This window comes from Streptomyces sp. NPDC014764 (assembly GCF_043082785.1).
GTDB lineage: Bacteria > Actinomycetota > Actinomycetes > Streptomycetales > Streptomycetaceae > Streptomyces > Streptomyces althioticus.
This window is the reverse complement of record NZ_JBIBXY010000015.1, coordinates 40,749-61,562: the sequence shown is the minus strand read 5'-3', so window position 1 is coordinate 61,562 and position 20,814 is coordinate 40,749. Positions and strand designations below refer to the sequence as shown.

Sequence of the window (20,814 nt, the reverse complement as noted above, 5' to 3'; positions counted from 1 at the left end):
TCGCTGATGCCGCAGGTCATCAACGGCACTAGGTAACGGATCGGGCTGCGCGGTGCGGGGCGGGCGTCGTTTCCCCCTGCGGCAGGGGCGCTCGCCTGACGGCGCACAGCAGCGGCCTATTCTTCCACGCCGCCGGTCCTGCGCCAAAATCGGCCGTTCGGCTCCCCGTCGGGGACCGGTTCCCAGCCGAGGATGGACAACATCTCCCGGTCCTTCTTGTCGAAGGCCTTGGGGTCGCAGCCCTCGATGAGGTCGGGGCGGTGCGCGGTGGTCCTCCGCAGCGCCTCGTCGCGCCGCCAGCGGGCGATCTTCCCGTGGTGGCCGCTGAGCAGCACGTCCGGGATCTCCCGGCCGCGCCAGGCCGGAGGCTTGGTGTAGACGGGGCCCTCCAGCAGGTTCGCCATGGCGCCCGGCGCGAAGGAGTCGTCGCGGTGCGACTCCGCGTTGCCGAGGACGCCCGGGAGCAGCCGGGCCACCGCCTCGGTGATCACCAGGACCGCGGCCTCACCGCCGGCCAGGACGTAGTCGCCGATGGACACCTCGTACACCGGCATGCGGGTGGCGTACTCGTCGACGACGCGGCGGTCGATGCCCTCGTAGCGGGCCGGGGTGAAGATCAGCCAGGGCCGCTCGGAGAGATGGACCGCGAGCTCCTGGGTGAAGGGGCGGCCGCTGGGGGTGGGGACGATCAGCGCGGGCTCGTGCGAGCCGTGCTCGTAGCCGTCCGCCAGGACCGTGTCCAGCGCGTCCCCCCAGGGCTCGGTCTTCATGACCATGCCGGGACCGCCGCCGTACGGGGTGTCGTCGACGGTGTTGTGCCGGTCGTACGTCCAGTCGCGCAGGTCGTGGACGTGCACGCCGAGCTGTCCGCGGGCGCGCGCCTTGCCGACCAGGGAGACGTTCAGCGGGTCGAGGTACTCGGGGAAGATCGTGACGACGTCGAGCCTCATCGGGCGTCGTCCCCGGCGGCGTCGCGGGAGGAGGCGACCTCGGCGCGGTCGTCGATCAGACCGGGCGGCGGGTCGATGACCGCGCGCTGCTCCTCCAGGTCGATCTCCGTGACGATCTTCTCGACGAACGGCACGAACACCTCGGTGCCGTCCGGGCGTTCGACCACGAAGAGATCCTGGGTGGGCAGGTGGGAGATCTCGGTGATCCGGCCGACCTCCTCGCCGTCCTTGGTGACGACGTCCAGGTCGATCAGCTGATGGTCGTAGTACTCGTCGTCGCCCTCGGGCAGTTCCTCGGGGTCGACGTCGGCGATCAGCAGGGTGTTGCGCAGCGCCTCGGCGCCGGTGCGGTCGTGGACGCCCTCGAAGCGCAGCAGCAGACGGCCGCTGTGCACCCGGCCGCTCGCGATGGTGAGCGGCCCGGCGGAGGCCGGGTCGGTGGCCAGCACGGCGCCGGGGCCGAGCCTCAGCTCCGGCTCGTCGGTGCGGACCTCGACGGTGACCTCGCCCTTGATCCCGTGGGCGCGGCCGATGCGCGCGACTACCAGCTGCACGGTGTTCGTTTCTCCTGTCGTGTGCCTGCGGCATGACTGCGTATACGACTGCGGGCCGGGGACGGCCCAGTGGCCCTCCCCGGCCCGAGCCGGTGCTGCTTACGACGTCAGCGGACGTGGTCCACGTCGACGAGGTCGACCCGGACGCCGCGGCCGCCGATGGCGCCCACGACGGTGCGCAGCGCGCGTGCGGTGCGGCCGTTGCGGCCGATCACCTTGCCGAGGTCGTCCGGGTGGACCCGGACCTCGAGCACGCGACCGCGGCGCAGGTTGCGCGAGGCGACCTGCACATCGTCAGGGTTGTCGACGATGCCCTTCACGAGGTGCTCGAGAGCCTCCTCGAGCATGCTCAGGCCTCGGTCGACGCAGACGATGAGGACGCAGCGGCGGCCTCGTCCTTCTTCTCAGCCTTCTTCTTCTGGGTGATCGCCTCACCCTTGCCCTCGTCGTCGCCGCCGATGGCCTCGAAGGACGGGCGGGCGGGCTTCTCGGACGGCTGGAGCAGAGGCGCCGGGGCGGGCTCGCCCTTGAACTTCTGCCAGTCGCCGGTCTTCTTCAGGATGGCGAGCACGGGCTCGGTCGGCTGGGCGCCGACGGAGAGCCAGTACGCCACGCGGTCGCCGTCGACCTCGATCACCGACGGGTTGTACGTCGGGTGGTACTTGCCGATCTCCTCGATGGCCCGGCCGTCACGGCGGGTACGGGAGTCGGCGACGACGATGCGGTAGTGAGGCGAACGGATCTTGCCCAGACGCTTCAGCTTGATCTTGACTGCCACGGGAGTGGGTTCTCCTGGATTTGACGTGGTTGGGCACGGCGAGAGAGCCGCGTGGGGTTGCGGTACCCGAGTGCCCGATGGACGCGTCAGCCGGAGGAGAGAGGGGTCCTGTGCGGCTGTCGAGTACAGCTAGCCATTGTGCCACACCCCGAGGGGCCGGACGGCCGCGGGGCGAGGGCGCGTGGGCACGACGAAGCGGCACCCGGCGCGTGGTGCTTTTCGCGTCGGGTGCGCCCGGTGGCCGGCGGGGCCGAGGCCCCGGCACCCACGAGGTGCCGGGGCCTCAGCTCGCCGCGACGACTTCCGGAATGCGGAACGGCTTCCCGCAGCCGCCGCAGACGATGGGCGCCTGCGCCAGCACGGACGGGACGACGCGCACGTTGCGGCCGCAGTCGCAGACCGCCTTCACGCGCACCCCGCCGCCGGAGGAACCGTGCCGCGCGGCCGGACCGCGGAAGCTGCGGGCGGTGTCGCCCGCCGTCGCCGCGGTGTGGGCCTTGAGGGCACGCTGGAGCCGCTCCGTCGTCGGGCGGTACCGGCGCTTCGCCTCGGGGGTGAGCGTGACCAGCGAGAAGCCGCTGCTCGGGTGCGGCTCCTCGGGGTGGTCCAGGCCCAGCTCCTCGGCGATGGCCAGGAACCTGCGGTTGTGATACCGCCCGGCTCGGGACGTGTCGCGCACGCCGCGCGCGGCGGCGATGCCGTGGACTGCCTCGTGCAGCAGTCGCTCGAAGGAGAGTTCGTGCCCGCACGCGGACGACGACTCTCCGATCAGGGACTCGGGCGCGGCAAGATCGGGCAGTTCGGGGTGGTACCGCTGAATGTCGGCCCACGCCTGTGCCAGCTCTGCGGCGAGAACAGGTGGTGTCTGTGTCGTGCTCACGTAATGACAACGAGCCGGGGGGCCTCAGTGTTCCGATTCCGGGGCATCCCAAATAATTTGCACGTACCAGTCAGTTGGCACTGATGCGTCCTGACGAGCACGGGTGCGCTGATCTGCGGAGAAGCCTCGCAGCTCACCGCAAGGTGGTGCGTAGGCTGACGTACGCCCCCGCGTGTATCCGGTCTGCACGCGCCGGTGCGCGTGCGCCCCACGGACGCGCAAGAGCCCTTTCGGACGCACTCGCGGCGGAAGGCTGCGTCCGGTTCACCCGGAACGCCGTGACCGCAGAACCTACCGGGTCCGCCCCCGCCACCGCGAACCGGCCCTCCCCCGGCCCCCGGCGCCCCCGCCGCCGATGGCCGGAACCGTTCCTCGGACCGTCCCCGCCGTGACGGACCGGGCGGCCCCCGATTACCGGAATGTGAATTCTTGCCACTGGCACGAGCAACTACCAAACGGCCGCCCCCTTCCACTGGACGACACGTCGAGGGCGGAGTTACCTGGCATACGGGGGGTGTGCGGGCGCACTGCACGGGGGCCAGGAAGACAGGCACTGCGGCAACTCTCGGCTGATTGGGGCGCTTACCTATGACACCTACGCTCGTGCGGCAGCACCCGTCACACACGGGGGCGGCCCCGCGCGTGGACCTGCGGGCACGCGCGCGTGACTGGTCCGAGATCCAGGAGCGGATGCTCGTACCGCTCTACGAAGCGGTGTACGAGCGACTCGACGTGGGCCCGGCGACCCAGCTGCTGGGCCTCGGCTGCGGTTCAGGACTGGCCCTGCTGATGGCGGCCTCCCGCGGCGCGGCGGTCACCGGTGTGGACACTTCGTCCGACCGGCTCGCCCTCGCCCGGGAACGGCTGCTGCCGGACGAGCGGGAGACCCGCACGCGGTCGCACACCCGGATCGTGCGGGGCTCCCCCGCCGAGGCGGCCCCCGCGGACGCCGCCGGGTACACCGTGGTGACCGCCTTCGAACCGATCGGGTGCCTCGCCGGCGACGCGGAAGGGCTGGGCGAGCTGCTGGCGGAGGCACTCCCGCTGGCCGGGCACGGGGCGGCCGTGGTGCTGGCCGGCTGGGGCCCGCCGGAGCGCTGCACCACCTCCGCGGTGCTGCGGGTCGCCGCCAAGCTGGCGGAACCGCTGCGCGGCGCGGACGCCTGGCGCCCCACCGAGCGCGACGACCTGGAGCGGGTCGCCGAGCGCGCCGGACTCCGGCCCGACGGCTCGGGACGGGTGGCCTGCCCCTTCGGTTACGCGGACGCCGACAGCGCCGTACGGGGTCTGAAGTCGACGGGTCTGTTCGACCCGGCGATCACCGCCACCGACCAGGTGCAGGTCGACAAGGAACTGACCGAGGCCCTCCACCCGTACCAGCGCGCGGACGGCACCGTGTGGATGCCGAACGTGTTCCGGTACCTCGTCGCGCGCCTGCCCTGACACGCACGGCCCGCGGAACGCCGCAGGGGCGCCTCCTCCGACGAGGAGAGCGCCCCTGCGGCGTTCGTGCACGGGCCTCAGCCCATGAACTTCTTGAACTCGTCGGGCAGCTCGAAGTCCTTGCCGCCCTGCTGCGGCAGACCGAAGGCGTTGCCGCCCTGGGCCGCCGCCGCGCGCCGCGCGGCCTCCTCCTGCTCCTGCTGCTTGCGCTTCATCGGGTTGCCGGAGCGCTGCTTGCCCTTGGCCTGCTTCTGCTTCTTCTTGCCGCGGCCGGGACCGCCGCCCATGCCCGGCATCCCGGGCATCCCCGGCATGCCGCCGCCCTGCGCCATGCGGGACATCATCTTGCGCGCCTCGAAGAACCGCTCGACCAGGTTCTTCACCGCGCTGACGTCGACACCGGAGCCCTTGGCGATACGGGCGCGGCGCGAGCCGTTGATGACCGTCGGGTCCTGGCGCTCGCCGGGCGTCATCGACTTGATGATCGCGGCGGTGCGGTCGACGTCCCGCTCGTCCAGGTTGTTGATCTGGTCCTTGATCTGGCCCATGCCCGGGAGCATGCCGAGCAGCTTGGAGATGGAGCCCATCTTGCGGACCTGCTCCATCTGGGCGAGGAAGTCGTCCAGGGTGAAGTCCTGGCCCTTCTTCGACGCCAGCTTGGAGGCCATCCGCTCGGCCTCTTCCTGGCTGAACGTCTTCTCCGCCTGCTCGATCAGGGTGAGCAGGTCACCCATGTCGAGGATGCGGGAGGCCATCCGGTCCGGGTGGAAGGCGTCGAAGTCGTCGAGCTTCTCACCGTTGGACGCGAACATGATCGGCTTGCCGGTGACCTGCCGGATCGACAGGGCGGCACCACCGCGCGCGTCGCCGTCGAGCTTGGACAGCACCACGCCGTCGAAGCCGACGCCGTCGCGGAAGGCCTCGGCGGTGTTGACCGCGTCCTGGCCGATCATCGCGTCGACGACGAAGAGGATCTCGTCGGGCGAGACCGCGTCACGGATGTCCGCGGCCTGCTGCATCAGCTCCTGGTCGATGCCCAGGCGGCCGGCGGTGTCCACGATCACGATGTCGTGCACCTTGGCGCGGGCGTGCTCGATGGAGTCCTTGGCGACCTTCACCGGGTCGCCCACGCCGTTGCCCGGCTCGGGCGCGTAGACGGCGACGCCCGCCCGCTCGGCGACGACGCTGAGCTGGTTGACGGCGTTGGGGCGCTGGAGGTCGGCGGCGACGAGCAGCGGGGAGTGGCCCTGGTCCTTGAGCCACTTGCCGAGCTTGCCCGCGAGGGTGGTCTTACCGGCACCCTGCAGACCCGCGAGCATGATCACGGTCGGGGGCTGCTTGGCGAAGCGGAGGCGGCGGGTCTCGCCGCCGAGGATCTGGACGAGCTCGTCGTTGACGATCTTGAGAACCTGCTGGGCAGGGTTCAGCGCCTTGGAGACCTCGGAGCCGAGCGCACGCTCCTTGACGTTCTTGATGAACGAGCGGACGACGGGCAGGGCCACGTCGGCCTCGAGGAGGGCGATGCGGATCTCACGCGCCGTGGCGTCGATGTCCGCCTCGGACAACCTGCCTTTGCCGCGGAGGTTTTTGAAAGTCGCGCTGAGGCGGTCGGAGAGGGTATCGAACACGGTGGCGTCGGTCCTCGAGGTCGGGGGCGGAACTGGGCTGCCCTCCAGGGTATCCGGCCCCGCAAGCAAATCGCCCCCGCCCGCCGTGGCCGGTGGCCGGGGCGGGGCCCCGTGCCGCACACGCTCCCGTGCGGCACAGGGTGCGGTCACCTCGCTGCGGGTGTGGTCACCCCCGCAGCGTCTCCTCCAGTTTCCGTGCCACGGCCACCGCCTCCTCAGCGGGCAAGGGCACGCCCTGCTCCTGCGTCACGTAGAAGACGTCCACCGCGTTCGCCCCCAGCGTGCTCACATGCGCACTGCGCACCCGTACGGCGGTGTCCTCCAGCGCCCGGCCGATGCGGAACAGCAGGCCGGGTGCGTCCTGTGCGCGGACCTCGATGACCGTGGCGTGCCGGGACGCGGCCGGGGCGACCGTCACCCGCGGGGGCGGGGCGACCACCCCGCGGCGCCTCGGGTACGCGGCGTCCCGTTCGGCGAGGCGGCCGGAGATGTCCAGGCTGCCGTCCAGGGCTCGGACCAGGTCGGCGCGGAGCCGGGCGGCCTGCGGAAGCGAGCCGTACTCGGCGGCGACCCGCCAGTCCAGCAGCAGCACGGAGCCGTCGACGCCGTCCGGGAGATCCAGCGAGCGCAGTTCGGCCGTGCGCACGGTCAGCCGGTGCACGGCGAGCACGCCGGCCACCGCGGGCAGCACGCCCGCCTGGTCGGGCACGGCGATCAGCAGTTCCACGCCGAGCGGTTCCGGGTCGTCGGATGGCTCGGCGGGCGGTTCGGTCTGCGCCCTCAGGGACAGCACGGGCGCGCCGATGGCGACGGCCTCCAGGGCGAGCCGCTCGTGCTGCGCGGTGGGCGCGGCCTCTTCCGGGTCGGGCGGGGCCTGGCCCGCGAGCACGGCGGCGACCCGCTTGACCAGGTCGGCGACGAGTGAGGCGCGCCACGAGGACCAGGCCGCCGGTCCGGTGGCGAGGGCGTCCGCCTCGGTGAGGGCGTGCAGCAGCTCCAGCGTGCCCGGGGAGCCGACGGCCTCGGCGACGGAGCGCACGGTGGCGGGGTCGTCGAGGTCGCGCCGGGTGGCGGTCTCCACGAGCAGCAGGTGGTGGCGTACGAGGGTGGCGATCACGGTGACGTCGTCCGCGTCGAAGCCGATGCGGGCCGCCACGTCCCGGGCGATGACCTCGCCGGCCACCGAGTGGTCGCCGGGCCAGCCCTTGCCGATGTCGTGCAGCAGGGCGGCGATGAGCAGCAGGTCGGGGCGGCTGACCCGGCGGGTGAACGCGGAGGCGCGCACGGCGGTCTCGATGAGGTGCCGGTCGACGGTCCACAGGTGGACGGCGTTGCGCTGCGGACGGCAGCGCACCCGGTCCCAGTCGGGGAGCAGCAGGCTGATCAGCCCCTCGGCCTCCAGCGCCTCCCACACGTCGACGGTGGGCCGCCCGGAGCCGAGCAGGGTGAGGAGCTGCTGACGGGCCTCGGCGGGCCAGGGTGACGGGAGGGCGCGGGCGCCGGCGGCCATGCGGCGTACGGCGTGCAGGTTGAGGGGGAGTCCGGCCTGGGCGGCGGCGGCCGCGGCGCGGAGCGGGAGCACGGGGTCGCGGTCGGGGCGCGCGGCGCGGGCGAGCACCACTTCGCCGTCCTGTTCGACGACCCCTTCGGCGAGCGGCGAGCGTTCGGGGGCCGGTTTCCCGCCGCCCAGCGCCCTCCCGTCGCCCGCCACCGCCCTTCTGATGAAGTCGCTTCGCTCCCTTGCCAGTTTGCGCAGCCGGGGCCGCACCGAGCGGGAACGCAGGACGCGGCCGACCTCGCGCCAGGTGACGTCGCCGGCGTAGGCGATGACGCGGGCGGCCTCGTAGACCTGGCGGAGCAGGGCGTCGGCGTCGAGGAGGCCGAGCTCGGCGGCGACCTGGTCCTGTTCCTGGAGGGCGAGCCGGTCGGTGGCGCGTCCGGTGGTCAGGTGCAGGGCGTCGCGCACGTCGAGGAGGCTGCTGCGGGCCTCGGCGAGCCCTTCGCGGGGGGCGTCGGCGAGCCAGGACGCGGCCACCGCGCGCAGGGCGGTGGCGTCGCGCAGTCCGCCGCGGGCCTCCTTGAGGTCGGGCTCGAGGAGGTACTGCAGTTCGCCCTGGCGTGCGGCGCGCTCCTCGCACAGCTCCCGCAGGGCGGGCAGCCGCTTGGGTGCCTGGTTGCGCCAGTCGGCGAGGACGGTGGTGCGCAGGGCGGTGGTGAGGCCGAGGTCGCCTGCGACGTGCCGGGCGTCCAGCAGGCCGAGCTGGACCTTGAGGTCCTCCCCTGCGGTCCTGCGGGCCTCCGCCGGGGTGCGGACGGAGTGGTCGAGGGCGAGGCCGAGGTCCCACACCGGGTACCAGAGACGGTCGGCGAGCTTCGACACGGTCTCGGGGTCGCTGCCGTCGTGGAGCAGCAGCAGATCGAGGTCGCTGCGCGGGGAGAGTTCCGCGCGCCCGTAGCCGCCGACGGCGACCAGGGAGATCCCGCGTGCTCCGGGGGCGCCGGCCGCGAAGAGGCCGGCGAGCCATTCGTCGGTGAGGCCGGCGAGCGCGGAACGGCGCGGCGGCCCGGACCGCGCCTTCTCGTTGAGAAGGCGCAGCCGGGCCGCCGCGTAGCCGCCGGGTCCCGAGTCCTCTGCCTGGTGGTGCATGTCAGTCCTCGTCACCCGGCGACTCCTGTTCGGTCGGTCTGTTGTCAGAGCGCGTCCGGGCCGCGCTCGCCGGTCCGGACCCGTACGGCCGTCTCGACGGGGATCGTCCACACCTTGCCGTCGCCGATCTTGCCGGTGCGGGCCGCCTTGACGACGACGTCGACGAGCTGTTCGGCGTCGTCGTCCTCGACGAGGACCTCGATGCGGACCTTCGGCACCAGGTCGACGGTGTACTCGGCGCCGCGGTAGACCTCGGTGTGGCCGCGCTGACGGCCGTAGCCGCTGGCCTCGGTGACGGTCAGACCGTGCACTCCGAAGGCCTGGAGGGCCTCCTTGATCTCGTCGAGCCGGTGCGGCTTCACGACGGCGGTGATGAGCTTCATGCGTCCACCTTCTTGCTCTCGGCCGGGGCGACGGGGGTGCCGGCTGCGGTGCGGGCCGCGCCGCCGCCGGCGCCGCTGAAGTCGTATGCGGTCTCGGCGTGCTCGGCCTGGTCGATGCCGGCCACTTCCTCGTCCTCGGAGACTCGCATACCGATGGTCTTGTGGATCAGGAGGGCCAGGACCGCGGAGGCGACGAAGGAGTAGGCGAGGACGCCCAGGACACCGGCGCACTGCTTCCAGAACTGGTCGAGGCCGCCGCCGTAGAAGAGGCCCGCGACGTCGGACTGGCCCTTGCCGGTGGCGAGGAAGCCGATGAGCAGGGAGCCGATGATGCCGCCGACGAGGTGGACGCCGACGACGTCGAGGGAGTCGTCGTAGCCGAACTTGTACTTGAGGCCGACCGCCATGGCGCACAGGACACCGGCGATGATGCCGACCGCGATGGCGCCGAGCGGGGAGACCGCGCCGCCCGCCGGGGTGATGGCGACCAGGCCGGAGACCGCGCCGGAGGCGGCGCCCAGGGTGGTGAACGCGCCGTGGCGGATCTTCTCGTAGGCGAGCCAGCCGACGACCGCGGCACCGGTGGCGACCTGGGTGTTGACGAACATCAGCGCGCCGACGCCGTCGTCGTTGCCGAGCCACGAGCCGGCGTTGAATCCGAACCAGCCGAACCACAGCAGACCGGCGCCGAGCATGACCAGCGGGAGGCTGTGCGGACGCATCGGGTCCTTCTTGAAGCCGATGCGCTTGCCGATCACCAGGATCACACCGAGGGCGGCCGCACCGGCGTTGATGTGCACGGCGGTACCGCCGGCGAAGTCGATGACGCCGAGGTCGAAGGCCCAGCCGCCCTCGCCCCACACCCAGTGCGCGACCGGGAAGTAGACGACGGTGACCCAAAGGGTGATGAACAGGGCCCAGGCGCTGAACTTCACGCGGTCCGCGAGCGCGCCGCTGATCAGGGCGGGCGTGAGGATCGCGAACATCAGCTGGAAGGCGGCGAAGACGAACAGCGGGATGGTGGTGCTGCCCCACAGTTCCGTCAGGCCGATGTTGCTCAGGCCCACCCAGTCGGAGTTCCAGCCGACGAGGCTGCCCTTGTCGTCGCCGAACGCGACGGAGAATCCGTAGAGCACCCAGAGGATGGTGACGATGCCCAGGCTGATGAAGCTCATCATCAGCATGTTCAGCGTGCTCTTGACCCGGACCATGCCTCCGTAGAAGAAGGCCAGGCCGGGCGTCATGAGCATCACCAGAGCGGAACAGATGAGCATGAACCCTGTGTTGGCGGCGGACAGCGTGGGCGCGTCTGCTGCCAGGGTGATGGCTTGTGCCATCGGCGTCTCCTCGTCGTTGGTACGGCCCCGTGCGGGCGAAGCCTTGAGCGGATTGAGGGGTGGGCCGGTTATGCGCCATGAAGATTGGCGCAGCGCCGTTTCGGTGGAAGCCCCTCGTTGTTTCGCCGCCGTGACGAAGGCACCCGGCGTGTTACGGGTCGGTGAACCGCCGGATCCGGGGCGCGCCGATCGTTATCGTGGCGCAATCTTCGGTGCACGGCGGTGAGCCGCGGCCGGGGAGACACACGACCGGCCGCGGTCGGCCTTCCGAATGACTGGCATGGGGGAGCCGAGTCGGGCAGTTCGGGAGGGCCGGCCGCGGCCGGGGTCCAGGGTTGCTCGGTTGTTCAGACCGCCTGGGCGGTCTCGGGCAGCTCGACCGCGAGCCGCTCGGTGAGTTCGACGACCTCGGCGAGCTCACCGAAGTCGCGTACGGCGGTGTCGACGGTCTTTCGGATACGAGTGTTGACGCGCTCGGAACGGACCTTCTTGGCGGCCTTGATGGCCTCGGTGGCGAGAACCGTGCTCTGCTCGGCCTCGCGCTGGAGCAGGTGGACCGTGGCCATGCCGATCAGGTTGAGTGCGTAGGAGCGCTGGTGCTCGCCGCCCTCCTGGCCGAACAGCTCGACGGCCCGCTTCATCAGCGGCTCGGCGAGCGAGGCGTAGGTGGGGCTGCGGCCCGCGACGTAGGCGAGGTCGCGGAAGGAGTGGCTGTTCTCCGCGTACAGCTCGGCCTCGGAGAAGAAGCGGATCCAGTCGGGGTCCGGCTCGTCCCACTCGCCGGCCTCGGCGAAGGTGTCCTCGGCCATGCGGACGGCGCGCTTGCAGCGGCCGGGCTGGCCCATGTTGGCGTAGGCGCGGGCCTCCATCGCATACAGCATGGACTGGACGCGAGGGCTCGCGCAGTCGCGGCTGCCGTACTGGGCGAGGTGGATGAGCTCCAGGGCGTCCTCGGGGCGGCCGAGGTGGATCATCTGGCGGCTCATGTTGGAGAGGACGTAGGAGCCGAGGGGCCGGTCGCCGGCCTCCTTGGCGGCGTGCAGGGCGAGCACGAAGTACTTCTGCGCGGTGGGCTGAAGACCCACGTCGTACGACATCCAGCCGGCCAGTTCGGCGAGCTCGGCGGCGACCTTGAACAGCCGCTTGGTGGTGGCGTCGGGCTGGGGTTCCTGGAGGAGGTCGGTGACCTCGTGGAGCTGGCCGACGACGGCCTTGCGGCGCAGTCCGCCGCCGCACTGGGCGTCCCACTGCCGGAACATCACGGTGGTGGTCTCGAGCAGGTCCAGCTCCGGCTTGGAGAGCCGGCCGCGGGCGCGCGCCGAGGAGGGGGCGACGTCCGGTTCGGGCCTGGGCAGCGGGGTGGACGGGGAGGGGACGAGCCAGCGCTGCATGGGCTCGATGAGGGACGGGCCCGCGGAGAGGGCCAGCGAGCTCCCGAGGAAGCCGCGCCGCGCCAGCATGAGGTCGCTGCGCGAGAACTCGCTGAGCAGGGCCACGGTCTGCGGGCCCGTCCAGGGAAGGTCCACGCCGGTCGCGGAGGGCGCCGGGCGTGTGGTGCGCAGGCCCAGGTCCTCCACGGAGACGACGACACCGAAACGCTCGGAGAACAGCTCGGAGAGGATGCGCGGGATCGGCTCGCGCGGGTTCTCCCCGTCCAGCCAGCGGCGCACCCGGGAGGTGTCGGTGGAGATGTGGTTGGCGCCCAACTGGCGGGCTCTGCGGTTCACTTGGCGGGCAAGCTCACCCTTTGACCAACCGCTGCGGACGAACCATGAGGTGAGCAGCTCGTTCGGGCGCTTCTCCGCACTCGCAGAACTCGTCCCGCCACCGCCGTTGCCGCTCACTGGAACGCCCCCATCCCTGAAGACCACTTGTCGCTGAGTGCGCCAAGCCCTATCAGAATGCCGGTAGTTGGGGCCGCCCGTCCGGCGGTTGCCACCCTTCGAACGGAAAGCCGAGTTGCCTCCGGCATACCCACGAGTGCATGTGCCCCATCCAAGCCGTGCACACACAGTAACCCTATGATCACCCGTCCCACCATGGCGGAACCACAATCGCCACCATTCGCCACCCCTTCGAATGAACGCACCGTCGCCGTCCCGCGATTGACTTGACACAGGACAGACAAGAGCGGGTGTAGCGATGCACTCCGGGGCGCGTGACACCCGCCGCACCACCCCGTGCGCATCGAGGCGCTGGTTGCCGCAGGTCGTACCGGGAAGCCGGAAACGGAGAGTCACACTCTGCGTCCGTTACGTAACCACCGGAACGCCGGACCCGTTGGAGGGGGCATGGGCTTCACGATCGGTATCAGCCGGGGCATCCGTGACATCCGGTCCGGCTCGCGGCGGCGCGGCCGCTCCTCGGACGGCACGGTCGTGGCGGAGTACACGGGACTGTGGGGCTGGGACGTGGTGCCGGGCGTGCGCGCCGTCGCCGGGTCCTGCTCCTGCGGCCGCGCGGGCTGCCGGGCGCCGGGCGCCCATCCCTTGGAGCACGCCCCGGTGATCCGCGCGGGCGCGCCGCTGGACGAAGCGACCGCGCTCTGGTCGGAGTTCCCGGGCGCCTCGGTGATGCTGCCCGTGGGGCAGGCCTTCGACGTGGTCGAGGTGGCTGAGCCCGCCGGGTGTCACGCCCTGGCGCGGCTGGAGCGGATGGGCCTGCCGGTCGGGCCGGTCGCCGCCACCCCGGACGGCCGGGCCCAGTTCTTCGTCGCCCCGGGCGCCGCGGCTGCCCTGCCGGACCTGCTGTACCGCATGGGCTGGGACGACCCGGGCTCCCTCGACCTGCGCGGCCTGGGACGCGGGACGCACATCACGGCGCCGCCGTCGGACCGCGCCGGCCTCGGCCCGGTGCGCTGGCTGCGCTCCCCCGCCCTGGACTCCGCCTCCCGTCCGCCCGAGGCCCGGCTCCTGCTCGGCACGCTGGCGTACGTGGCGCACCGCTCGGGCGCCTGACGTCCCTCCCGCTCGCGCGCCTGCCCCCTCCGACTCACGCGCCTGTCCCCTCCGACACCCGCCTGCCCCTCCCGCTCGCGCACCCGCTCCCTCCCGGCACGGCGAAGCGCCCGTCCCCCGATCGCTCTGGAGGGCGGGCGCTTCCGCGTGTACGGGGCCGGACGGCTCCGGGGTCACTCCCCGAGGAGGGCGTCCACGAAGGCCTCGGGCTCGAACGGCGCCAGGTCGTCCGCGCCCTCGCCGAGACCGATCAGCTTGACCGGGACGCCCAGCTCACGCTGGACGGCGACGACGATGCCGCCCTTGGCGGTGCCGTCGAGCTTGGTGAGCACGATCCCGGTGATGTCCACGACCTCGGCGAAGACCCGCGCCTGCACCAGACCGTTCTGGCCGGTGGTGGCGTCGAGCACCAGCAGCACCTCGTCCAGCGGGGCCTGCTTCTCCACGACCCGCTTCACCTTGCCGAGTTCGTCCATGAGGCCCGTCTTGGTGTGCAGCCGGCCGGCGGTGTCGATGAGCACCGCGCCGGCGCTCATCTCCTTGCCCTCCTTGACCGCGTCGAACGCGACGGAGGCGGGGTCGCCGCCCTCCGGACCGCGCACGATGTGGGCGCCGACCCGCTCGCCCCAGGTCTGCAGCTGGTCGGCCGCGGCGGCGCGGAAGGTGTCCGCGGCGCCGAGGACGACGGTGTTGCCGTCCGCGACCAGCACACGGGCGAGCTTGCCGGTGGTGGTGGTCTTGCCGGTGCCGTTGACGCCGACGACCATGACGACGCCGGGGCCGCCGTCGGGGTTCTCGGTGTGCACGGTGCGGTCCATCTGGGGACCGACCAGCGTGATCAGCTCCTCGCGGAGCAGCGTGCGCAGCTCCCCGGGGGTGCGGGTGCCGAGCACCTTGACCCGCTCGCGCAGCCGCTCGACGAGCTCCTGGGTGGGCTGGACGCCGACGTCGGCGGTGAGCAGGGTGTCCTCGATCTCCTCCCAGGTGTCCTCGTCGAGGTGCTCGCGGGACAGCAGGGTGAGCAGGCCCTTGCCCAGGGCGTTCTGCGACCGGGACAGCCGGGCGCGCAGCCGGACCAGACGGCCGGCGGTGGGCTCCGGGATCTCGATCTCGGGAGCCTCGGCGGCGGGCGGTTCCTCGATGACGACGGGACCGGCGCCCGCCGGAAGATCAACCTCCTCGATGGTGCGCCGCGGTTCCTCCCGCGGCGTCTCGGCCTCTTCGCCGACGTGCGGCTCGGCCGGCGGGGCGGTGATGTCGGGCGCGGAGGGCGGCGGCGGGGGCAGCGGCTTCTTGCGCCGGCTCCCGACGATCAGCCCGCCGAGCGCGCCGAGCACGACCACGGCGATGACTACAGCAAGGATGACGATGTCCATAACCCGTCCAGTATCAGCCATGCTCCCCCCACGCCCCCCATACAGACGCGCGCCGTCCGAAGCGCCTCAGGAACGCGGGAACCACGCGCGCGACCTCGACACCACCGCACCGGGCAACGCCTCAGGGGCGCGGGGAACTGCGCGACCAGCCCAAGCGACGCCGCACGGTACGACTCCACCGCCACACCGCCTCCACGGGCACGGGGAGCCGCGCTCGCCCCCCACCCACCCGCACAAAAGCACAGACGCACAGACGCCACCGCCCCGGCTCGGACGCATCCGAACCGGGACGGGTGGGGCGCGCACACGAGGGGCAGGGCAGCGGGGAGGTGACCCCACCCCTCGGGTCACAGGGGGCAGAGGGGCCTCAGCCCATCTCCTCCAACCGCTTGCCCTTCGTCTCCTTCACGAACTTCAACACGAACGGAATCGACAGCGCCGCGAACACCGTGTAGATCACGTACGTGAAGGACAGGTTCCAGTCCGCCAGCGACGGGAAGCTCGCGGTGATCGCCCAGTTGGCGATCCACTGCGCCGCCGCGGCCACGCCGAGCGCCGCCGCCCGGATCCGGTTCGGGAACATCTCGCCGAGCATGACCCACACGACCACGCCCCACGACATGGCGAAGAAGAGGACGAAGACGTGGGCCGCGATCAGGGCCACCCAGCCCTGCGTGGCGGGCAGCTGGCCGTCGACGAGGTTCGAGGAGAACGCCCAGGCCTCGAGCGCGAGACCGATCACCATGCCGACGGAGCCGATGATGGCCAGCGGCCGACGGCCGACGCGGTCGACGAAGATCATCGCGATGACGGTGCCGACGATGTTGATGATCGACGTGGTGAACGAGTAGAAGAACGAGTCCGACGGGTCGACGCCGACCGACTGCCACAGCGTGGCGGAGTAGTAGAACGCGACGTTGATGCCGACGAACTGCTGGAACACCGACAGGCCGATACCGACCCAGACGATCGGCTTGAAGAAGAAGCTGCCGCCGAGCAGGTCCTTGAAGCTGGACTTCTCCTCGCGGTGCATGCCGGTCTCGATCTCGGCGACGCGGGCGTCGAGGTCGACCTCGCTGCCCTCGACCTCGGAGAGGATCCGGCGGGCGCGCTCGTGCTTGCCGACGGAGATCAGGTAGCGGGGCGACTCGGGGATGGCGAAGGACAGCAGGCCGTAGAGGACGGCCGGGATCACCATGACGCCGAGCATGACCTGCCAGGCCTCCAGGCCCATCAGCTCACCGCGCTGGTCGCCGTCGGCCGCGTTCAGGATGCCCCAGTTGACGAGCTGGGAGACGGCGATGCCGATGACGATCGCGGCCTGCTGGAACGAGCCGAGCCGGCCGCGGTAGGCGGGCGGGGCGACCTCGGCGATGTAGGCCGGGCCGATGACGGAGGCCATGCCGATGGCGAAGCCGCCGACGACCCGCCAGAAGGCGAGGTCCCACAGTGCGAAGGGCAGCGCGGAGCCGACGGCGCTGACCGTGAAGAGGACCGCGGCGATCTGCATGCAGCGGATGCGTCCGATGCGGTCGGCTATCCGGCCGGCGGTGGCGGCGCCGATGGCACAGCCGATCAGCGCGATGGCGATGACCTGGGCGAGCGCGGCGGAGCCGACGTCGTAGCGGTCGCGGATCGCTTCGACGGCGCCGTTGATCACGGAGCTGTCGTAGCCGAAGAGGAAACCGCCCATGGCGGCGGCAGCGGTGATGAAGATGACATGCCCGAGATGTTCGGGGTGAGCCGTCCTGGCTCCTGACGCTTGTGCCTGCGCACTGCTGGTCACGTGTACTCCTCGGGCCACCGGCAACATCGCCGGGTGGGGGTCAGCCCTTCAAGGTTTCCGCCGTAGGCACCTGAAGGTAAAAACAACATTGCAGAGACTATGTCTTCAACTTTTGAAGTCAATAGGTCCTCGGCTGTGAGTTATTAGACGCGAGAGCCGAGGTGGAACCCACCAATGGTTCACATCTTGAAGAGTTTGAGCCGCTTCAGCGGAGACGCTGACTGATGACCTTGGACACGCCGTCGCCCTGCATGGAGACGCCGTACAGCGCGTCGGCGACCTCCATGGTGCGCTTCTGATGCGTGATCACGATCAGCTGCGAGGCCTCCTGCAGCTCCTGCATGATCCGGATCAGCCGCTGGAGGTTGGTGTCGTCGAGGGCGGCCTCGACCTCGTCCATCACGTAGAACGGGCTGGGCCGCGCCTTGAAGATCGACACGAGCAGGGCCACCGCGGTCAGCGACCGCTCGCCGCCCGACAGCAGCGACAGCCGCTTGACCTTCTTGCCCGGCGGACGCGCCTCGACGTCCACGCCCGTGGTGAGCATGTTGTCGGGGTCGGTCAGCACCAGACGCCCCTCGCCCCCCGGGAAGAGCCGGGAGAAGACGCCTTCGAACTCCCGGGCCGTGTCCCGGTAGGCCTCGGTGAAGACCTGCTCGACGCGTTCGTCGACCTCCTTGACGACCTGGAGCAGGTCCGCGCGGGTCTTCTTCAGGTCCTCCAGCTGCTCACTGAGGAACTGGTGGCGTTCCTCCAGCGCCGCGAACTCCTCCAGGGCGAGCGGGTTGACCTTGCCGAGCTGCTGGTAGGCGCGCTCGGCGGCCTTCAGTCGCTTCTCCTGCTCGGCCCGTACGAAGGGACGGGGCTGGTTGCGCGGGTGCTCCGGGTCCTCCGGCAGCTGTTCGCCCTCGGCGGGGGGCGAGGGCGGCACCGGCTGGTGCGGCCCGTACTCCGCCACCAGCCCGGCCGGTTCGACACCCAGTTCCTCCAGCGCCTTCGCCTCCAGCTGCTCCATCCGCAGCCGCTTCTCCGCTCCTAGTACCTCGCCTCGGTGAACCGAATCCGTCAACTTGTCGAGTTCCGCCTTGAGATCGCGTCCCTCGGTGCGGGCACGGGCGAGTTCCTCCTCGCGGCGGGCCTTGGCGGCCTCGGCGGCGGTGCGCTCCTCGGCGGCGCGGGTGAGGGACACCTCGACGTGCGCCAGCAGCTGGCGGGCGCCCGCAGCGACGGCGGCGGCGACCTCAGCCTCGTGCCGCAGCCGGGCCCTGCGCTGTTCCGCACGCGCGCGTGCCTCGCGTTCCGCGCGGGCGGCCCGGTCCAGGGAGTCGGCCCTCCCGGCCAGCCCTTTCACCCGCTCCTCGTGCGTACGAGCCTGGAGGCGGGCCTCCATCTCGGTCTGGCGGGCGTTGGCTCCGTCGGCGGCGAGCCGGTCGCGCACGGAGGTGTCGGGCTCCTCCTCGAACGGCATCTCCTCGGCCACCTCGAGCCGCTCGGCCAGCTCCTCCACCTCGGCGAGCGCCTTGTCCAGAGCCTCCTGCGCGCGTTCGGCGGCGGCCCCTGCGCGTTCGGCCTCTCCGGCGGCACCGCGTGCCTGTCCGGCGAGGCGGCCGAGCTGCTGGGCCACGGCGGACTTCTCCCGGTCGGCGGCCCGGCGCCGCTCCCCCAGTTCCTCGACGAGAGCCGCGCACTCCCGGCGCCGGGCGGCCGCGGCCTCCTGCGCCCCGGCCAGTTCCTCGCAGCGCACCTCGAGCTCCTCCAGCTCGGCGGCGGCCTCGTCGACGGACGCCTGCACCTCCAGCAGGCTGGGGGCGCCGGCCGAGCCTCCGTGCGCGAAGTGGGCGCCGAGCAGGTCGCCCTCGGCAGTGACGGCGGTGAGGCCGGGCCGGGCGTATACGAGTTCCTCGGCGTCCTCGAGAGTGGCGACGACGACGATGTCGTGCAGGAGCCGTCGTACGGCCGGCATGAGGTCGTCGGGGCCGCTGACCAGGCGCTCCGCGGGGAGGGGGGTTCCGGAGGAGGGGCCGGCGGGTGCTTCGTGGCTGGGCGCGCCGTTCCCCGCACCCCTGGAGGGTGTTTCGCCCGTCGTGTCGGGAGACGGACCCGTGACCAGGAGAGCGGCCCGGCCCGCGTCCTGTTTGCGCAGGAGCCGGATCGCGTCGGCCGCGGCGGACGGGGAGGCCACCGCGAGGGCGTCGGCCGCCGCGCCGAACGCGGCGCCGAGCGGTACCTCGTAGCCGGGCGTGACCGTCAGCAGTTCCGCGGCCGGGCCCAGCAGCCCGGTGAGGCTGTCCGTCGCGCCGAGCAGTGCGCCGGTTCCGTCCTTGCGGCGCAGGCCGAGCGCCAGCGCCTCGTGGCGTGCCTGGGTCGCGGCGCGTTTCCGTTCCGCGGCGGTGGCCGCCTCGCGCGCGGCGGTGAGGGCCGCCTCGGCCTCGGCGAGCCCGCGCCTGGCCTCCTCGTGCCGCTCGGCGAGTTCCGCGTCGCCCGCGTCGAGGCCGTCGACCTCCGCCTGCAGGGCCTCGTACTCCTCCTGGGCGGCCACGGCGCGCTGCTGTGCCTCGTCACGGGCGGCGGCGAGGCGTTCGATCTCGGCCTGGGCGGCGGCGGCACGCGAGCGGGCGGCACCGACCTGGCCCTTGAGCCGGGCGAGCCCTTCGCGCCGGTCGGCGATGGCTCGGGCGACGTCCTTGAGGCGCCGTTCCTCCTGGGCGAGTTCGCGTTCCAGTTCGGCGCGGTGGGCGACGGTGTCCTCCAGCGCGCGTTCGGCCGCCTCGAGCGCGGCCTCCAGTTCGGCCTCCTGCTCGCGGATGCGGGCGGCCTCGCGCTCCATGTCCTCGGGGTCCCGGCCGCGCCGCTCCTCGGGGGGCGCGGAGGTGGCGCTCTTCACGCGCGCGTCGGCCAGCGAGGTGGTGCCGCGCACGCGTTCGGCGAGCTGGGAGAGCTCGTACCAGGTCTGCTGGGCGCTGTGGAGGCGCGGGGTGAGGCGGCGGACCTCGTCCTCCAGGAGCGCCTCGCGCTGGAGGGCCTTCTTCAGCTCGGCCTCGGCCGCCTCCTTGCGCTGTTTGAGGGCGGTCTCGTCGGCGATCTCGGCCTGGAGCGCCTCGCGCAGCTTGACGAGGTCGTCGGCGAGGAGGCGCAGGCGGGCGTCGCGCAGGTCGGCCTGGATGACGGCGGCGCGGCGGGCGACCGCGGCCTGGCGGCCGAGCGGCTTAAGCTGGCGGCGGAGTTCGTCGGTGAGGTCCTGGACGCGCGCGAGGTTCGCCTGCATCGCGTCCAGCTTGCGCAGCGCCTTCTCCTTGCGCTTGCGGTGCTTGAGGACGCCGGCCGCCTCCTCGATGAAGGCGCGGCGGCCCATGGGGTCGGCGTGCAGGACGGAGTCGAGCTGGCCCTGGCCGACGATGACGTGCATCTCGCGGCCGATGCCGGAGTCGGAGAGCAGTTCCTGGATGTCCAGGAGGCGGCAGGTGTCGCCGTTGATCTGGTATTCGCTGCCGCCGTTGCGGAACATGATCCGCGTGATGGTGACCTCGGCGTACTCGATGGGGAGGGCCCCGTCGGAGTTGTCGATGGTCAGGGACACCTCGGCGCGGCCGAGCGGCGGGCGGCCGGTGGTGCCGGCGAAGATGACGTCCTCCATCTTGCCGCCGCGCAGCGACTTGGCGCCCTGCTCGCCCATGACCCAGCTGAGCGCGTCCACCACGTTGGACTTGCCCGAGCCGTTCGGACCGACGACGCACGTGATGCCCGGTTCGAACCGGAGCGTGGTCGCCGAGGCGAACGACTTGAAGCCGCGGAGCGTCAGGGCCTTGAGGTGCACGCCGTCGGACTCTACCCGGCGGGCATGTCTCACTCCATGAGCGCGCGGTTTCGCGGGTGAACACGCAGGGCATGCCAGACGTTGAGAAGGTGAAAAGGTGCGCGGCACAGAGAGTGCGCCGCGCGGGGGTCGCGGGATTCAACCGCGGACAGACGGCAGGCTCAGCGGTTCGGGACGCGGAGGGGAGAAGAAAGAAGGGACGCCGAAGCGTCCCTTGCAGTTCTGACTGCTCGGCGGTGGTGACGGGCAAGCCCGGCCACTGCGGTGCTGTTCGTGGAGCG

Annotated in this window: 15 protein-coding genes; 2 read left to right on the top strand and 13 right to left on the bottom strand. The window is 71.8% G+C overall.

What is annotated here, in order from left to right:
• Positions 1–116: 116 nt before the first annotated feature.
• From trmD to ACF1AG_RS27360, 5 genes are all read right to left on the bottom strand, one after another.
• A complete protein-coding gene (gene trmD / locus ACF1AG_RS27380) occupies positions 117–950 on the bottom strand; it encodes a tRNA (guanosine(37)-N1)-methyltransferase TrmD (RefSeq protein WP_359750151.1) in 834 nt (277 codons plus the stop codon).
• Positions 947–1,504, bottom strand: coding sequence for a ribosome maturation factor RimM (rimM, locus tag ACF1AG_RS27375; protein WP_359601526.1), 558 nt, complete (start codon positions 1,502–1,504; stop codon positions 947–949). Before rimM ends, trmD begins: the two co-directional genes overlap by 4 nt.
• 107 nt (positions 1,505–1,611) lie before the next feature.
• Positions 1,612–1,851, bottom strand: a complete 240-nt coding sequence (locus ACF1AG_RS27370; protein WP_003973401.1) for an RNA-binding protein — start codon at positions 1,849–1,851, stop codon at positions 1,612–1,614.
• A gap of 2 nt (positions 1,852–1,853) precedes the next feature.
• Positions 1,854–2,282: a 30S ribosomal protein S16 gene (rpsP, locus tag ACF1AG_RS27365; RefSeq protein ID WP_359601525.1), complete on the bottom strand. Its 429-nt coding sequence runs from the start codon at positions 2,280–2,282 to the stop codon at positions 1,854–1,856.
• A 283-nt stretch (positions 2,283–2,565) separates the two neighbouring features.
• A complete protein-coding gene (locus tag ACF1AG_RS27360) occupies positions 2,566–3,162 on the bottom strand; it encodes a hypothetical protein (RefSeq protein ID WP_033275912.1) in 597 nt (198 codons plus the stop codon).
• Positions 3,163–3,750: 588 nt separating this feature from the next.
• Here ACF1AG_RS27360 and ACF1AG_RS27355 point away from each other — a divergent pair.
• Positions 3,751–4,605, top strand: a complete 855-nt coding sequence (locus tag ACF1AG_RS27355) for a methyltransferase domain-containing protein (protein WP_391810541.1) — start codon at positions 3,751–3,753, stop codon at positions 4,603–4,605.
• A gap of 77 nt (positions 4,606–4,682) precedes the next feature.
• Here the strand turns inward: ACF1AG_RS27355 and ffh are convergent, their stop codons facing one another.
• The 5 genes from ffh to ACF1AG_RS27330 all read right to left on the bottom strand — a co-directional run bounded on the left by ffh (position 4,683) and on the right by ACF1AG_RS27330 (position 12,444).
• Positions 4,683–6,233, bottom strand: coding sequence for a signal recognition particle protein (gene ffh, locus ACF1AG_RS27350; RefSeq protein WP_359750159.1), 1,551 nt, complete (start codon positions 6,231–6,233; stop codon positions 4,683–4,685).
• A gap of 166 nt (positions 6,234–6,399) precedes the next feature.
• Complete coding sequence (locus tag ACF1AG_RS27345; RefSeq protein WP_387798507.1) at positions 6,400–8,880, bottom strand: [protein-PII] uridylyltransferase; 2,481 nt, start codon at positions 8,878–8,880, stop codon at positions 6,400–6,402.
• Positions 8,881–8,924: 44 nt separating this feature from the next.
• The gene (locus ACF1AG_RS27340; RefSeq protein ID WP_006130453.1) at positions 8,925–9,263 is read right to left on the bottom strand and encodes a P-II family nitrogen regulator; all 339 of its coding nucleotides are present in this window, start codon (positions 9,261–9,263) and stop codon (positions 8,925–8,927) included.
• Positions 9,260–10,600 (bottom strand): ammonium transporter, encoded by a 1,341-nt coding sequence (locus ACF1AG_RS27335; protein WP_359605954.1) that lies wholly within the window; start codon positions 10,598–10,600, stop codon positions 9,260–9,262. Before ACF1AG_RS27335 ends, ACF1AG_RS27340 begins: the two co-directional genes overlap by 4 nt.
• 347 nt (positions 10,601–10,947) lie before the next feature.
• Complete coding sequence (locus ACF1AG_RS27330; RefSeq protein ID WP_359605956.1) at positions 10,948–12,444, bottom strand: hypothetical protein; 1,497 nt, start codon at positions 12,442–12,444, stop codon at positions 10,948–10,950.
• 447 nt (positions 12,445–12,891) lie between these two features.
• Here ACF1AG_RS27330 and ACF1AG_RS27325 point away from each other — a divergent pair, with 447 nt between their 5' ends.
• Positions 12,892–13,557 carry a bifunctional DNA primase/polymerase gene (locus ACF1AG_RS27325; protein WP_359605958.1) on the top strand — a complete coding sequence of 222 codons (666 nt, stop codon included), beginning with the start codon at positions 12,892–12,894 and terminating at the stop codon, positions 13,555–13,557.
• A gap of 173 nt (positions 13,558–13,730) precedes the next feature.
• Here ACF1AG_RS27325 and ftsY read toward each other — a convergent pair whose 3' ends face one another.
• The 3 genes from ftsY to smc all read right to left on the bottom strand — a co-directional run bounded on the left by ftsY (position 13,731) and on the right by smc (position 20,533).
• Positions 13,731–14,933, bottom strand: coding sequence for a signal recognition particle-docking protein FtsY (ftsY, locus tag ACF1AG_RS27320; RefSeq protein ID WP_359750165.1), 1,203 nt, complete (start codon positions 14,931–14,933; stop codon positions 13,731–13,733).
• Between the two features lie 367 nt (positions 14,934–15,300).
• Positions 15,301–16,719: a sugar porter family MFS transporter gene (locus ACF1AG_RS27315; protein ID WP_359605962.1), complete on the bottom strand. Its 1,419-nt coding sequence runs from the start codon at positions 16,717–16,719 to the stop codon at positions 15,301–15,303.
• A 205-nt stretch (positions 16,720–16,924) separates the two neighbouring features.
• A complete protein-coding gene (gene smc / locus ACF1AG_RS27310) occupies positions 16,925–20,533 on the bottom strand; it encodes a chromosome segregation protein SMC (RefSeq protein WP_391810540.1) in 3,609 nt (1,202 codons plus the stop codon).
• Between the last annotated feature and the right edge of the window lie 281 nt (positions 20,534–20,814).